Annotated in this window: 10 protein-coding genes; 3 read left to right on the forward strand and 7 right to left on the reverse strand. The window is 44.0% G+C overall.

The annotated features are described in order from the left end of the window. Positions 1-41: 41 nt before the first annotated feature. From ERX40_RS08655 to ERX40_RS08665, 3 genes are read left to right on the forward strand one after another with little or no spacing between them, the layout of a single operon-like run. Positions 42-1,214 carry an amidohydrolase gene (locus ERX40_RS08655; protein ID WP_133418104.1) on the forward strand — a complete coding sequence of 391 codons (1,173 nt, stop codon included), beginning with the start codon at positions 42-44 and terminating at the stop codon, positions 1,212-1,214. After that, on the forward strand, positions 1,195-2,367 hold the full coding sequence (locus tag ERX40_RS08660) for an amidohydrolase (protein WP_133418105.1): 1,173 nt from the start codon (positions 1,195-1,197) through the stop codon (positions 2,365-2,367). The genes ERX40_RS08655 and ERX40_RS08660 overlap by 20 nt, the downstream gene beginning before the upstream one ends. Next, complete coding sequence (locus ERX40_RS08665) at positions 2,367-3,533, forward strand: M20 metallopeptidase family protein (RefSeq protein WP_133418106.1); 1,167 nt, start codon at positions 2,367-2,369, stop codon at positions 3,531-3,533. Before ERX40_RS08660 ends, ERX40_RS08665 begins: the two co-directional genes overlap by 1 nt. 75 nt (positions 3,534-3,608) lie before the next feature. Here the strand turns inward: ERX40_RS08665 and tuf are convergent, their stop codons facing one another. The 7 genes from tuf to rpoB all read right to left on the reverse strand — a co-directional run bounded on the left by tuf (position 3,609) and on the right by rpoB (position 15,814). Beyond that, positions 3,609-4,796, reverse strand: coding sequence for an elongation factor Tu (gene tuf / locus ERX40_RS08670; RefSeq protein ID WP_133418107.1), 1,188 nt, complete (start codon positions 4,794-4,796; stop codon positions 3,609-3,611). 125 nt (positions 4,797-4,921) lie between these two features. After that, positions 4,922-7,003, reverse strand: coding sequence for an elongation factor G (gene fusA / locus ERX40_RS08675; RefSeq protein WP_133418108.1), 2,082 nt, complete (start codon positions 7,001-7,003; stop codon positions 4,922-4,924). Between the two features lie 97 nt (positions 7,004-7,100). Further along, on the reverse strand, positions 7,101-7,571 hold the full coding sequence (gene rpsG / locus ERX40_RS08680) for a 30S ribosomal protein S7 (RefSeq protein ID WP_133418109.1): 471 nt from the start codon (positions 7,569-7,571) through the stop codon (positions 7,101-7,103). A gap of 100 nt (positions 7,572-7,671) precedes the next feature. After that, a complete protein-coding gene (rpsL, locus tag ERX40_RS08685; protein WP_133418110.1) occupies positions 7,672-8,091 on the reverse strand; it encodes a 30S ribosomal protein S12 in 420 nt (139 codons plus the stop codon). Between the two features lie 87 nt (positions 8,092-8,178). Then, positions 8,179-8,433, reverse strand: coding sequence for a ribosomal L7Ae/L30e/S12e/Gadd45 family protein (locus tag ERX40_RS08690; protein ID WP_133418111.1), 255 nt, complete (start codon positions 8,431-8,433; stop codon positions 8,179-8,181). 127 nt (positions 8,434-8,560) lie between these two features. Continuing rightward, a complete protein-coding gene (gene rpoC / locus ERX40_RS08695) occupies positions 8,561-12,178 on the reverse strand; it encodes a DNA-directed RNA polymerase subunit beta' (protein WP_133418112.1) in 3,618 nt (1,205 codons plus the stop codon). A 93-nt stretch (positions 12,179-12,271) separates the two neighbouring features. Beyond that, entirely contained in the window at positions 12,272-15,814 is a 3,543-nt protein-coding gene (gene rpoB, locus ERX40_RS08700) for a DNA-directed RNA polymerase subunit beta (RefSeq protein ID WP_133418113.1), read from the reverse strand. Positions 15,815-15,983 lie beyond the last annotated feature (169 nt).

Here is a 15,983-nt window from a genome sequence, read left to right on the forward strand (position 1 = left end):
TGATATATCTGCTAGAATTTAAAGAAAACGGGAGCTGAAAAATGAATATAAACGAAGTCGTTAACCAACAATTGTCCACGTTAGTCGAACAAAGGCGTTACCTTCACCAACACCCGGAACTCTCCTTCCAGGAAAGAGAAACGTATCAATACATACTCAAACATTTACGTTCGCAACCTCATATTAACATAAAAGAACATGTGGGTGGTAGCGGTATCATCGCTGAAATTAAAGGTTTTGGTAACAAGACTGTGGCATTTCGGGCGGATTTCGATGCGCTTCCTATACAGGATCAAAAAGATGTTCCATATAAATCAACAGTTCCCGGCGTCATGCATGCCTGTGGACACGATGGCCATACCTCTATTCTACTCGCTTTATTGTCCATACTAAGTGAACACCATTCCTCTCTAAATGGAAACGTTGTCATGATTTTTCAGTTTGCTGAGGAACTTGCGCCTGGCGGTGCGAAGCCTATGATTGAAGAGGGTGCTCTTGACGATGTGGACGTCATCTATGGTCACCATCTCTGGAGCCCCTTCAATACACATGAAATTCATGTGAAGCCGGGTCCATTGATGGCCAGTCCCGATATGTTTGCTGTGACGCTTACAGGTAAGGGCGGACACGGGGCAAAGCCGCATACATCAATTGATTCAATCGTTGCTATGGCTCAGTTCATCAATAGCATTCAGACCCTGGTCTCAAGAACGATTGATCCCGTTGATTCAGCTGTAGTCACAATCGGTAAAGTAGAGGCCGGAAATGCGTTCAACATTATCAGCCACGAAGCAAGCTGTGAAGGGACGGTCCGGACATTCGATCCCGCAGTCAAGCAGCTGATCAAAGTCGGACTGGAGAATGAGCTGCAGGGTCTGGCTCTGGCAAAGGGCATCACTTATGAGCTGAACTACGTTGATGGCTATCCTTCAGTGGTTAACCACACCCGGGAATATAAAATCGTCAGACGAGCGGCTGAACGGCTGGGTCTCCCGTTTGTCGAAGCTCAACCGATGATGATCGGAGAGGATTTCGCTTATTATCTTCAGGAAAAACCGGGGGCATTCTTTTTAACGGGTGCTGGACATCCGGATGCACCGCCTCATCATCATGCGATGTTTGATTTAGATGAAGATTCACTTGCCACGGGTCTCAAAATGTTTTTATCAATCTTAATGGAAGAAGGTATATTAGATGCTGACTCAGCTAGCTGATCAATACAATGACGAACTCATCAAAATTCGCAGACACTTTCATATGCATCCTGAACTGTCATTCCAGGAGAAAAAGACACCCGCTTATATTGCAGAGTACTTACGTGACCTTGGTATAGCAGTTGAAACAGGTGTCGGCGGTCGTGGTGTAGTCGGCCGGATGATCAAGGATCCTGCACTGCCGACTCTCGCGATTCGTGCAGATTTCGATGCCCTGCCGATTCAGGACGAGAAAGAAGTTCCCTATAAATCCACCGTGCCCGGTGTGATGCATGCCTGTGGTCACGATGCCCATACAGCCGTCCTGCTGATCACTGCAAAAATCCTCAGCCAGCACCGCGATAACATCCTGGGTAATATCGTCTTCATTCATCAGCACGCAGAAGAAGTCGATCCGGGTGGTGCGATGCAGATGATTGCTGACGACTGCTTACAAGGTGTAGACGCTATTATTGGTCAGCACGTCTCAAGCAGTCTGCCGGTCGGACAGATCGGCTACAAAGTGGGAACAGTAACAGGCATTCCCGATGACTTCTGGATCACTTTACAGGGTCGCGGCGGACATGCGGCACATCCGGATACAACAATCGATCCGATTGCTGCTGCTATCCGTCTATGTAATGATCTGCAGTACATCGTCTCACGTAAGACCAAACCGACGGCCCCAGCCGTACTCTCTATTACGATGCTGCATGCCGGCGAACAGAATAATGTCATCCCGGACACTGCGACAATCGGCGGTACTATCCGTACTTTCGATGCAGAGACTCAGAACCTGATGGTCAGCGAGCTGAAGAAATGTCTGGAAGGTCTGGTGACTACGATGGCCATCACTTATGACCTCAAATATCTCAAAGGCTACCCCCCTGTCGTCAATACCGAGAAAGAAATGATGATGATTGTGGAGGCTGCAAGGAAAGTAGAGAGCGTCACAGAACTTGTGGAGCTTGAACCTTCTCTCGGAGGCGAAGATTTTTCTTATTATCTGCAGCGCGTTCCTGGTGCTTTTTTCTACACTGGTACACGCAATGAGAACTTTAAAGCTGACTTCCCGCATCACCATCCGAAGTTTGATATCGATGAACAGGGTATGATGAATGCGGTCAAAGTCTTCCTGCAGGCAACTGAAGATTATTTTAGCGAGGTGAAGTAATGGAATGGCAACTAGAAGATTATAAAGAAGAGATGATCAAGATAAGACGGCATCTGCATATGCATCCCGAGCTGTCTTTCAAAGAGGATAATACTAAGCGTTATATAGCGGACTACCTGGAACAGCTGGGCATAAAAGTGAGACGCGATGTCGGAGGCAACGGAATTCTAGGTGTCATCGAAGGAGATATGCCGGGCCCCACGGTCGCCTTCCGTGCAGACTTTGATGCACTGCCGATTCAGGATGCTAAAAAAGTGCCTTACAGATCAGCTGTTGATGGGGTGATGCATGCCTGTGGCCACGATGGACATACAGCCATGCTCCTTATCACTGCGAAGATATTGACGGCAAATCGTCATAACATCAAAGGGAATATCGTGCTCATCCATCAGCATGCTGAGGAAGTGCTGCCAGGAGGTGCGCAGTCCATGATTGAAGCCGGAGCTCTGGACCGTGTGGACTATGTCTTCGGCACGCATACAGCCACTTACCTGCCAACCGGTACCATCGCTTTCTGTCCCGGTCCCGCCTATGCCAACGCAGATAGCTTCACCATTCATATTCAAGGTAGCGGGGGACATGGTGCAGCCCCGCATGAGACACATGATGCGATTATTGCAGCAAGTAGTCTGATCAGTCAGTTCCAGACTATTATATCCCGTTCGATAGACCCGATAGCGACAGGTGTTGTGACCATCGGAGAATTCAATGCAGGTGATGCTTTCAACGTCATCGCTGAACATGCCTATTTATCAGGTACAGTGCGCACTTATACGCAGGAAGTCAAAGCGCGTATCAAGACGCGTATGAACCAGCTTATCTCAGCTGTTGAAGTCGGTTACAACGTCAAGGTAACACTGGATTATCAGGACGGTTATCCAGCCCTTATCAATCCTGTAAAAGAGACTGAATGGTTAAAAGATACAGTTGAAAATGCCGCTTATGCTGAAGAGGTGAAAATACAGCCCCCTTCGCTAGGTGGGGAAGATTTCAGCTACTTCCTGCAGGAGAGACCCGGTACTTATTTCTATACCGGCGTCAGGAACGAAGAGATAGATGCCATCCATCCGCATCACCATCCACAGTTCGATCTGGACGAAGATGGCCTCATCTATGGGATTCAGACATTCCTGACCATAGTCGAGCATATGGATGAATTAGCTTAGAATAAAACTTAAAAATTCCAGAACAAAAAAGCCGAAGAGGATGCTCTTCGGCTTTTAAAATTCACTTAATATGAATTATTTTTCGATTACTGATACAACACCTGATCCAACTGTACGTCCACCTTCACGGATTGAGAAACGAGTACCGTCTTCAATCGCGATAGGAGAGATAAGTTCAACGCTCATTTCAACGTTATCGCCAGGCATTACCATTTCAGTACCTTCTGGTAAGTTAACTACGCCAGTTACGTCAGTTGTACGGAAGTAGAACTGTGGGCGGTAGTTAGTGAAGAATGGCGTGTGACGTCCACCCTCTTCTTTTGATAATACGTAAACTTCAGCTTTGAATTTTGTATGTGGTGTGATTGTACCTGGTTTAGCTAATACTTGACCACGCTGTACGTCTTCACGAGAAACCCCACGAAGTAATGCACCGATGTTGTCACCAGCTTCAGCGTAATCTAATAATTTACGGAACATTTCAACACCTGTTACTGTTGTTTTAGATGGTTCTTCAGTTAAACCGATGATTTCGATTTCTTCACCGACTTTAACTTGTCCACGCTCAACACGACCTGTAGCAACTGTACCACGACCTGTGATTGAGAATACGTCCTCAACTGGCATCATGAATGGTTTTTCAGAGTCACGTTCTGGAGTTGGGATGTACTCATCAACTGCGTTCATCAGTTCCATGATTTTTTCTTCGTAAGCTTCGTCGCCTTCTAATGCACGTAATGCTGAACCAGCGATTACAGGTACATCGTCGCCTGGGAAGTCATATTCAGATAATAAGTCACGAACTTCCATTTCAACTAATTCTAATAACTCTTCGTCGTCTACCATGTCAACTTTGTTTAAGAATACAACAAGTGCAGGTACACCTACGTTACGAGATAAAAGGATGTGTTCACGAGTTTGTGGCATTGGGCCGTCAGCAGCAGAAACTACTAAGATACCACCGTCCATTTGTGCAGCACCAGTGATCATGTTTTTAACATAGTCAGCGTGACCTGGGCAGTCAACGTGTGCATAGTGACGTTTTTCAGTTTCGTACTCGATGTGAGAAGTGTTGATTGTGATACCACGTTCTTTTTCTTCAGGTGCGTTATCGATTTGATCGTAAGAACGAGCTTCCCCACCTAATTTTTTTGATAATACAGTTGCGATAGCAGCTGTTAATGTAGTTTTACCGTGGTCAACGTGTCCAATTGTACCAATATTGGCATGGGTTTTCGAACGGTCGAATTTTTCTTTAGCCATTTTGAAATCTCTCCTTAGATATAAGTATATTTATATCTCATGAGGGATTCTCACCCTCATGAGGTAAAGCTATAACTCAGTTATAAAGCATTTCACTGTAAAAATCAAACTAGATTACTTCAGTCTTATTGACCTTTGTTTTTCTTGATGATTTCTTCAGAAACTGACTTTGGAACTTCTTCATAGTGGTCGAATACCATTGAGTAAGTACCACGTCCTTGAGTGTTAGAACGTAAGTTAGTTGCATAACCGAACATTTCAGCAAGAGGAACGAAGGCACGAACAACTTGAGCGTTACCACGCGCTTCCATACCTTCTACACGTCCACGACGACTTGTAACGTCACCCATGATATCTCCCATGTATTCTTCAGGCATTACGATTTCAACTTTCATCATTGGTTCAAGGATAACTGGATCACATTTTTTAGCAGCTTCTTTAAGTGCAAGTGATGCAGCCACTTTGAAGGCCATCTCAGATGAATCGACATCATGGTAAGAACCATCGAATAATTTCGCTTTAACATCGATCAATGGATATCCAGCAAGTACACCGTTTTCCATTGCATCTTTAAGACCTGCTTCTACTGATGGAATGTATTCACGAGGAACAACCCCACCGACTACAGCATTTTCAAATTCGAATCCAGCACCGACTTCGTTAGGCATGAATTCGATATGAACGTCACCGTATTGACCACGACCACCAGATTGACGTGAGAATTTACCTTGAACTGCGGCAGCTGTTTTGAACGTTTCACGGTAAGATACCATTGGCGCACCAACTGTACATTCAACTTTAAATTCACGTTTCATACGGTCGACTAAGATATCAAGGTGAAGCTCACCCATACCACCGATGATGACTTGTCCTGTTTCAGGATCAGTATGCGCATGGAATGTTGGATCTTCTTCTTGTAACTTAACTAAAGCGTTTGTCATTTTGTCTTGGTCAGCTTTAGATTTTGGTTCTACAGATAAGTGGATAACTGGCTCTGGGAATTCCATAGACTCAAGGATAACCTGCGTCTTTTCATCACAGAGTGTATCACCTGTTGTTGTGTCCTTAAGACCAACAGCAGCGGCGATGTCACCCGCGTATACTGTAGAGATTTCCTGACGAGAGTTGGCGTGCATCTGCAGGATACGTCCTACACGTTCACGTTTACCTTTCGTTGCGTTCTGTACATAAGAACCTGCGTTCAATGTACCAGAATACACACGGAAGAATGTTAATTTACCAACGAATGGGTCAGTCATAACTTTGAACGCAAGTGCTGCGAATGGCGCTGCATCATCTGGTTTAGCTACGATTGCCTCTTCTTCATCATCCGCTGCATGACCCACGATTGGTTTAACATCGAGTGGTGATGGTAAGTAGTCAATTGCTGCATCAAGCATTAATTGAACACCTTTGTTTTTGAAGGCAGTACCTGCTAAAACTGGGAAGAATTCAACGTCACAAGTTGCCTGACGGATAGCAGCTTTCAGCTCTTCAGCTGTAATCTCTTCTCCACCAAGGTATTTTTCCATTAAATCTTCGTTGAAGTCTGCAACTGCTTCGATTAACGCTTCACGTTTCGCCTGTGCATCTTCTAAATATTCTTCAGGCACGTCAGTTACTTCGATGTCAGTTCCTAAGTCATTTGTATAAGTGTGAAGCTTCATTTCAACTAAATCAACGATTGCGTTGAATTCATCTTCAGCACCGATAGGCATTTGAATCGGGTGAGCATTCGCTTGTAATCTATCGTGTAAAGTACCTACAGAATAGTCAAAGTTTGCACCTGTTTTATCCATTTTGTTGATGAATACAATACGAGGTACGCCATATGTAGTCGCCTGACGCCATACAGTTTCAGTCTGTGGTTCTACACCTGATTGTGCATCAAGTACAGTAACAGCACCATCAAGTACACGAAGTGAACGTTCAACTTCAACAGTGAAGTCTACGTGTCCAGGTGTATCGATAATGTTGATACGATGACCATTCCACTGAGCTGTTGTAGCAGCTGAAGTGATTGTGATCCCACGTTCTTGTTCTTGCTCCATCCAGTCCATCTGTGAAGCACCTTCATGCGTTTCACCAATCTTGTGGATACGGCCAGTATAATAAAGAATACGTTCAGTAGTCGTCGTTTTACCAGCATCGATGTGAGCCATGATACCGATATTACGAGTGTTCTTCAAAGAGAATTCTCTTGCCATGGGTATTCTTTCTCCTTCCAGGAATTGGGTTTATATTTAGAAAGAGACCAAAAGCATGCAGGGGCCATAGCCCCAGCTGCGATTGGTTACTTTCATCTTACCAACGGTAGTGAGCAAATGCTTTGTTCGCTTCCGCCATTTTATGAGTATCTTCACGCTTTTTAACAGCACCACCAGTGTTGTTAGCAGCATCTAAGATTTCGTTAGCTAAACGCTCTTCCATCGTTTTTTCTCCACGAAGGCGAGAGTAGTTAACTAACCAGCGTAAACCTAAAGTTGTACGACGCTCAGCGCGTACTTCTACAGGTACTTGGTAGTTAGAACCACCAACACGACGAGCTTTTACTTCCAATACAGGCATGATGTTGTTGATCGCTTCCTCAAAAACTTCCATAGCGTCACGACCTGAACGTTCCTGAACTAAGTCGAATGCTGAGTAAAGAATTTTTTGAGCAGTACCACGCTTACCATCAAGCATGATTTTATTGATTAATTTAGTAACCAGTTTAGAGTTGTGAATTGGATCCGGTAATACGTCTCTTTTTGCAACAGGACCTTTACGAGGCATGTGTATGTCCTCCTTTCCAAGTATATTTATTCGCTCTTTTATTGTCTAGCGAGACATACGATATTTACATAATTGAAATAATTCAATCAGTAGCCATCAGTTATTTTTTAGCTTTAGGTTTTTTAGCACCGTATAATGAACGGCTTTGCATACGGCCGTCAACACCTGAAGTATCTAACGCACCACGAACGATATGGTAACGTACCCCTGGTAAATCTTTTACACGTCCACCACGAATAAGTACAACACTGTGTTCTTGTAAGTTATGGCCGATACCAGGAATGTAAGCATTGACTTCGATATTATTTGATAAACGCACACGTGCATATTTACGTAACGCTGAGTTAGGTTTTTTAGGTGTCATAGTACCTACACGAGTACACACACCACGTTTTTGTGGAGATGCAACATCTGTAGCTTTTTTCTTATGACTGTTATAACCTTTGTTCAGTGCAGGTGCAGTTGATTTTTTAATTTTAGAAGTACGAGGCTTCTTAACTAATTGGTTAATAGTAGGCATTCTGTATGTCCTCCTCTCTGTTCTTTAATTCCACACATCCAGGTGGTTCATTTTTAGAGTAAATAAAAATTTTGTAAGAATAATGGCTTACAAACCACTTTTCAGGTAAGTAGCGATCATCGCTTTCACCTGAATTCCAAACTGACCACCGAGCTCGAGACGAGATTCGCTGAATGCAATTGGAACTTGTTGCTCTTGCGCCTGTAACAGCACATCGGTTAATAAGTGGATATGGACATCCTGTGCGATCACAATGGATGCTGCACGATGTTCCCTCAGTGCCTTCAGCGTCTGCTTCAGACCCACTACATATTGATTAGAATGAACTTTTTCATTAGACATGGAAATCCTCCAAAGTGCTTCTTCATCAACCTTAATTATTCTAACATCTTTACTGATGAGTGTCAACAGTATATCACTAAATAATAGAGACGGATCCTGAAGGGATCCGTCATCTTTATGATGATTATTATTCAGTTACAAACGCTTCTTCCGGTTCAAATTCAGGCGCACCTTTTTCGTATTCAACGCCTGAGTAGCGTCTCATACCTGTTCCAGCTGGAATCAGTTTACCGATAATAACGTTCTCTTTAAGACCGAGTAAGTCATCACGTTTACCTTTGATGGCAGCATCCGTTAACACACGAGTTGTCTCCTGGAATGATGCGGCAGATAAGAAACTTTCTGTTTCAAGTGATGCTTTTGTGATACCCAGTAAGACTGGTTTCGCTGTTGCCGGACGTTTTCTGTTTTTAAATACTTCGCGGTTTGCATCTGTGAAGACGTGAATGTCGACAAGTGCACCCGGCAGTAATTTTGTATCGCCTGCTTCGATGATGCGGACTTTACGTAACATTTGACGTACCATCACTTCAACGTGCTTATCTGAAATTTCTACACCCTGCATACGATAAACTTTCTGTACCTCTTTAAGCAGGTAGCTTTGTGTCGCATTAAGACCTGCCACAGCCAGTAATTCCTTAGGCTCAATAGAACCTTCAGTCATGACTTCACCACGGCTGACTTTAGTGCCGACCTCAACTTTAAGACGTGCTGTTGCAGGTGCTAAGTAAGGGCGAACTTCATTTTCACCTTTAACTTTGATTTCCTGCATGCGATCTTTGACGATATTGATCTCAATGACTTCACCATTGATTTCAGAGATAATCGCCTGACCTTTCGGGTTACGCGCTTCAAATAACTCCTGAATACGCGGTAAACCTTGTGTAATATCGGCTCCGGCTACCCCACCTGTATGGAAGGTACGCATTGTAAGCTGTGTACCTGGTTCACCGATTGATTGTGCAGCGATTGTTCCGACTGCTTCACCGACTTCAACTTTTTCACCTGTTGCCAGGTTTTTACCGTAACATTTCTCACAGACACCGTGACGTGTGTTACAAGTAAATGCTGAACGGATATGCATCTCTTCGATTCCTGCATCGACGATATTTTTCGCGATTTCAGGTGTGATGAGTTCATTCGCTTTTACAAGTACTTCATGGGTCTCTGGATGACGTAATGTTTCACGAGAGTAACGACCTTCAAGACGCTCAATGAATGGTTCAATCAATTCCGAACCTTCGCGAATGGCTGATACAAGTAAGCCGCGGTCAGTTCCGCAATCTGCTTCCCGGACGATAACATCCTGCGCAACGTCAACAAGACGACGGGTCAAGTAACCTGAATCGGCTGTTTTAAGTGCTGTATCGGCAAGACCTTTACGAGCACCGTGCGTTGAGATGAAGTATTCAAGTACAGTCAGACCTTCACGGAATGAAGATTTGATCGGTAACTCGATGATACGACCTGCCGGGTTGGCCATCAGACCACGCATACCTGCAAGCTGCGTGAAGTTAGATGCGTTACCACGGGCACCTGAGTCACTCATCATGAAGATCGGGTTTAAATCGTCAAGTGAGTTCATCAGACGAGACTGAATTTCGTCTTTCGCTTTCGTCCAGATATCGATAACAGCCGCATAACGTTCACTTTCAGTAATCAGACCACGCGTGAACTGTTTCGTTACTTTATCAACCTTTTCTTCAGCTTCACCGATGATGTGCTGTTTATCAGATAATACCACGATATCAGATACACCGACAGTGATACCTGCGCGTGAGGAATATCTGAAACCTAAGTCCTTCATTCTATCCAGCATCATGGATGTATCCGTGATATGAAAACGATTGAAGACCTCCGCGATAACCTGTCCTAAGAACTTCTTGTTGAATGGTTTAACAAGCGGTGTCTCTTCTAGATATTTCAGTAATCCTTCTTCAGGAATATCCGCTGCATCAACAAAATACTGTTCAGGCGTCTTCTCTTCAAGGTTGGACAATGACGGTTCATTGATGAACGGGAATGATTCCGGCATGATTTCATTGAAGATGACTTTACCGACACTTGTGATCAGTAACTGGGTGTTCTGTTTGTCAGTGAAGGTCGGGTTATTCAATGAGCTTGCACTGATGGCGATGCGAGAATGTAAATGAACATAACCGTTTGTATAGGCTTTGATGACTTCGTTTGTATCTTTGAAGAGACGTCCTTCACCGAGTGAGCCTTTACGTTCAAGTGTCAGATAGTAGTTACCTAAGACCATATCCTGTGAAGGGGTAACAACGGGTTTACCGTCTTTAGGGTTCAGGATGTTCTGTGCAGCAAGCATCAGCATCCGTGCTTCAGCCTGTGCTTCTTTTGATAACGGTACGTGAACGGCCATCTGGTCACCATCGAAATCTGCATTGTAAGCTGTTGTTACAAGCGGATGAAGACGAATTGCACGTCCTTCAACAAGTGTGGGTTCGAAGGCCTGGATCCCTAATCTGTGAAGCGTCGGTGCACGGTTCAGCAGAACAGGATGTTCACGGATCACGTCTTCTAAAACGTCCCAGACTTCGGCATCCATACGTTCGATTTTCCCTTTGGCATTTTTGATGTTTGTTGCGATTTCACGTTCAACGAGTTCTTTCATAACGAATGGCTTAAATAATTCAAGTGCCATTTCTTTAGGAAGACCACATTGGTACATTTTAAGGTTAGGACCTACGACGATAACTGAACGACCAGAATAGTCGACACGTTTACCTAATAAGTTCTGACGGAAACGACCTTGTTTCCCTTTTAACATATGTGATAAAGATTTCAATGGACGATTACCCGGTCCAGTTACTGGACGGCCACGACGACCATTATCAATCAACGCATCTACCGCTTCCTGCAGCATACGTTTTTCATTCTGTACGATGATACCCGGTGCTCCTAAGTCAAGCAGACGTTTCAGACGGTTGTTACGGTTGATGACACGACGATATAAATCGTTTAAGTCACTGGTCGCGAAACGTCCGCCGTCAAGCTGTACCATCGGACGGATTTCCGGTGGGATAATCGGCAGTACGTCTAAAATCATCCATGATGGATCGTTACCTGAATGACGGAAAGACTCAACTACTTCAAGACGTTTAATCGCTCTAGTTAAACGTTGTCCTGTCGCTGATTCCAGTTCCTCACGTAACGCTTTAAGCTCACCATCAAGATCGATTGATGTCAACAGATCTTTGATTGCTTCAGCACCCATTTTCGCTGTGAACTGACCTGGAAATTTATCATAGTATTCACGGTATTCACGTTCAGACAATAAAGATTTCTTATCAAGACCGGTCGGACCTGGATCAATCACTGCATACGAAGCAAAGTAGATGACTTCTTCAAGTGAACGAGGTGACATATCAAGTAAAAGACCCATACGGCTCGGAATTCCTTTGAAATACCAGATGTGTGAGACAGGCGCAGCAAGTTCGATATGGCCCATACGTTCGCGACGTACTTTAGATTTCGTTACTTCAACGCCGCAACGGTCACAGACCATTCCTTTATAACGGACACGCTTGTATTTACCACAGCTACATTCCCAGTCTTTTGTCGGACCGAAAATCTTCTCACAGAATAAACCATCTCTTTCAGGTTTTAACGTACGGTAGTTAATTGTTTCTGGCTTTTTAACTTCACCAAAACTCCATGAACGGATTTTTTCAGGTGAAGCGAGACCTATCTTCATGTAATGAAAGTTATTTACATCAATCAAAGCCCTACCTCCTCAAGTTTTTATATTAAAAGCGTAACTCCTGAAAAGAGATATAACCTCGTTATATCTCAGATCAGAAGTACATCGTCAGAATTATTTTTCAGTCACTTCAGCATTTTCCTGAAGGATGTTTAGGTTGATTTTATTATCATTATAATCATCATCTTCAAGATCACGCATCTCGATTTCTTCATCCTTGTTATCCATCACTTTAACATCCAGTCCTAAACTTTGAAGCTCTTTCATCAGTACCCGGAATGATTCTGGCACACCTGGTTTCGGAATGTTCTCGCCTTTGACGATGGCTTCGTAAGTTTTCACACGGCCGACTGTATCATCTGATTTGTAAGTCAGGATTTCCTGTAAGGTGTAAGCAGCACCGTACGCTTCAAGTGCCCATACTTCCATCTCACCGAAACGCTGTCCACCGAACTGAGCTTTACCACCCAGCGGCTGTTGCGTAACGAGTGAGTAAGGACCAGTAGAACGTGCATGAAGTTTGTCATCGACCATATGCGCAAGTTTCAGCATATACATGACACCGACAGAGACGCGGTTATCGAACGGTTCGCCTGTACGACCATCGTAAAGAACGGTTTTACCGTCACGGGCCATACCTGCTTCTTCAATCGTTGACCAGACATCTTCATCGTTCGCACCATCGAATACTGGGGATGCAACGTGGAGACCTAAGTTTTTAGCAGCCATACCTAAATGTAACTCAAGTACCTGTCCAATGTTCATACGTGAAGGAACCCCGAGCGGGTTAAGCATGATATCAATCGGCGTGCCGTCTGGCATGAATGGCATATCTTCTTCAGGTAAGATACGGGAGATAACCCCTTTATTACCGTGACGACCACACATTTTGTCACCGACATGGATTTTACGTTTCTGAACGATGTAAACACGGACTAATTGATTCACACCAGGAGATAATTCATCGCCGTCTTCACGGTTGAAGACTTTGACGTCGAGAACAATACCACCGGCACCATGAGGAACACGAAGTGATGTATCACGGACTTCACGTGCTTTCTCACCGAAGATCGCATGCAGGAGACGCTCCTCAGCAGTCAGTTCAGTCACCCCTTTAGGTGTGACTTTACCTACTAAGATGTCGCCGTCTTTAACTTCTGCACCGACGTAGATAATACCGCGGTCATCTAAGTTTTTCAGGGCGTTATCTGATACATTCGGAATATCACGCGTAATCTCTTCAGGTCCAAGTTTAGTATCACGAGCTTCTGATTCATATTCTTCAATATGAATAGACGTATACACGTCATCTTTAACGAGACGTTCACTCATGATGACCGCATCCTCGTAGTTATAACCATCCCATGTCATGAAACCGACAACAACGTTACGGCCGAGTGCCATCTCACCGAGTTCCATAGAAGGACCATCTGCTAAAATTTCGCCTTTTGTCACAACGTCACCTACAGCAACAATCGGACGCTGATTGTAACATGTGCCTGAGTTAGAACGTGCAAATTTAGATAATCTGTAAGTATCTAAATCAGTCTCGATCTCTTTGCCGCCTTCTTCAACGATACGACGGACTTTGATCTGACGAGCTTCAACGTGTTCTACGCGTCCTTTAGATTTCGCAACAACTGCTGCACCCGAGTCACGGGCTGCAACGTGTTCCATACCTGTTCCGACAAACGGAGCTTCCGGATTCATAAGAGGCACTGCTTGACGCTGCATGTTCGCACCCATCAGTGCACGGTTGGAGTCATCGTTCTCTAAGAACGGAATACATGCTGTCGCGGCAGACACAACCTGTTTAGGCGATACATCCATGTAATCCATACGTTCTTTAGGCATTTTAGTGTTGTCCCCACGGAAACGACAGACGACTTCATCATTGACGAAATGACCTTGCTCATCCAATACAGAGTTTGCCTGTGCAACAACGTACGCATCTTCTTCATCAGCTGTCAGGTAATCAATCTGATCCGTCACACGGTTTTCTTCAATATCAACTTTACGGTATGGTGTTTCAATGAATCCAAATTCATTGACACGCGCGTAAGAAGATAATGAGTTGATCAGCCCGATATTTGGTCCTTCAGGCGTCTCAATCGGACACATACGACCATAGTGAGAGTAGTGAACGTCACGTACTTCCATACCTGCACGTTCACGAGTTAAACCACCGGGTCCTAAAGCAGATAAACGACGTTTGTGGGTCAGCTCTGCTAAGGGGTTGGCCTGGTCCATGAACTGTGATAACTGTGAGCTACCAAAGAATTCCTTGATAGACGCGATAACCGGCCGGATATTGATTAATTGCTGCGGTGTGATAGATTCAGTGTCTTGAATACTCATACGTTCACGGACGACACGTTCCATACGTGATAAACCGATACGGAACTGGTTCTGTAAGAGTTCACCGACAGAACGAAGACGACGGTTACCTAAGTGGTCGATATCATCAGTGAAGCCAACACCATGCAATAAATTGAAGAAGTAGCTGATTGAAGAGATGATATCAGCAGGTGTGATGCTTTTCACTTCATCGTCAGGGAATGCGTTACCGATAATAGTCGTCGTACGTTTTTCTTCATCACCTGGGATGTAGACTTTAACTGACTGAATTTCAACCGGCTCATCAAGTAATCCATTATCAAGTTCATACGTTTTAAGGTTGGCATTGTTTTCAAGTACATCGATGATCTGGTCTAAATTACGGCGATCAAGAAGTGTACCTTCTTCTGCAACGATTTCACCTGTCTCAACATCGACGACCGGCTCTGCAAGCGTCTGGTTGAAAAGACGGTGTTTCAGATGCAGTTTTTTATTCATTTTATAACGACCGACACTCGCTAAGTCATAACGTTTTGGGTCGAAGAAACGAGAATACAGTAAGCTTCTCGCATTATCTACTGTTGGTGGTTCGCCTGGGCGCAGGCGTTCATAAATCTCGAGCAATGCGGACTCAACTGAATCAGTATTATCTTTATCAAGTGCGTTACGTAAATACTCATTATCACCTAATAAATCAATGATTTCCTGATCACTTGAAAAACCTAGAGCACGTAAAAGGACAGTGATCGGTAATTTACGTGTGCGGTCTATACGAACATATACAATATCTTTCGCATCTGTTTCATATTCAAGCCATGCACCACGGTTTGGAATGACAGTTGCACCGAAACTTACCTTACCGTTCTTATCTACTTTATCATTGAAATAAACAGATGGTGAGCGGACAAGCTGAGAGACGATAACACGTTCAGCACCATTGATGACAAACGTTCCCGTATCAGTCATCAACGGGAAATCCCCCATGAAGACTTCCTGTTCTTTCACTTCGCCTGTTTCTTTAATGATGAGACGAACTTTAACGCGTAATGGCGCAGAATAAGTCGCATCACGGTTCTTTGCTTCATCTAAGTCATACTTAGGTTCGCCAAGTCTATAGTCCACGAATTCGAGTGACAGATTGCCTGTGAAGTCTTCGATCGGAGAAATGTCCCGGAACATTTCAAGAAGGCCTTCTTCAAGGAACCATTCATAAGATTTCGTTTGAATCTCGATTAAGTTCGGTAATTCTAAAATTTCGGAGATACGCGCGTAACTTCTACGCTGACGATGTCTTCCGTACTGGATAAGTTGACCTGTCAACAGATTCACCCCTCAAAGATTGTAGTGACTCACTTGCTCATAAGACAAAAAGAAAACGGAATCCATATTAACTCCATTTTCGTAATATATGACTGTCTTCACCTTGCTAATATGAGCTAGAAAAGTACATACTTATTGAATTTAAAATTTAACATTCTATTACTATAAC

It is taken from the genome of Macrococcus carouselicus (assembly GCF_004359515.1).
Lineage (GTDB): Bacteria > Bacillota > Bacilli > Staphylococcales > Staphylococcaceae > Macrococcus > Macrococcus carouselicus.

What these genes read in the sequence shown, in the direction of transcription:
- ERX40_RS08655 (WP_133418104.1), top strand. Translation starts at nt 42, where the DNA reads ATGAATATAAACGAAGTCGTTAACCAACAATTGTCCACGTTAGTCGAA.
- ERX40_RS08660 (WP_133418105.1), top strand. Translation starts at nt 1,195, where the DNA reads ATGCTGACTCAGCTAGCTGATCAATACAATGACGAACTCATCAAAATT.
- ERX40_RS08665 (WP_133418106.1), top strand. Translation starts at nt 2,367, where the DNA reads ATGGAATGGCAACTAGAAGATTATAAAGAAGAGATGATCAAGATAAGA.
- tuf (WP_133418107.1), bottom strand. Translation starts at nt 4,796, where the DNA reads ATGGCTAAAGAAAAATTCGACCGTTCGAAAACCCATGCCAATATTGGT.
- fusA (WP_133418108.1), bottom strand. Translation starts at nt 7,003, where the DNA reads ATGGCAAGAGAATTCTCTTTGAAGAACACTCGTAATATCGGTATCATG.
- rpsG (WP_133418109.1), bottom strand. Translation starts at nt 7,571, where the DNA reads ATGCCTCGTAAAGGTCCTGTTGCAAAAAGAGACGTATTACCGGATCCA.
- rpsL (WP_133418110.1), bottom strand. Translation starts at nt 8,091, where the DNA reads ATGCCTACTATTAACCAATTAGTTAAGAAGCCTCGTACTTCTAAAATT.
- ERX40_RS08690 (WP_133418111.1), bottom strand. Translation starts at nt 8,433, where the DNA reads ATGTCTAATGAAAAAGTTCATTCTAATCAATATGTAGTGGGTCTGAAG.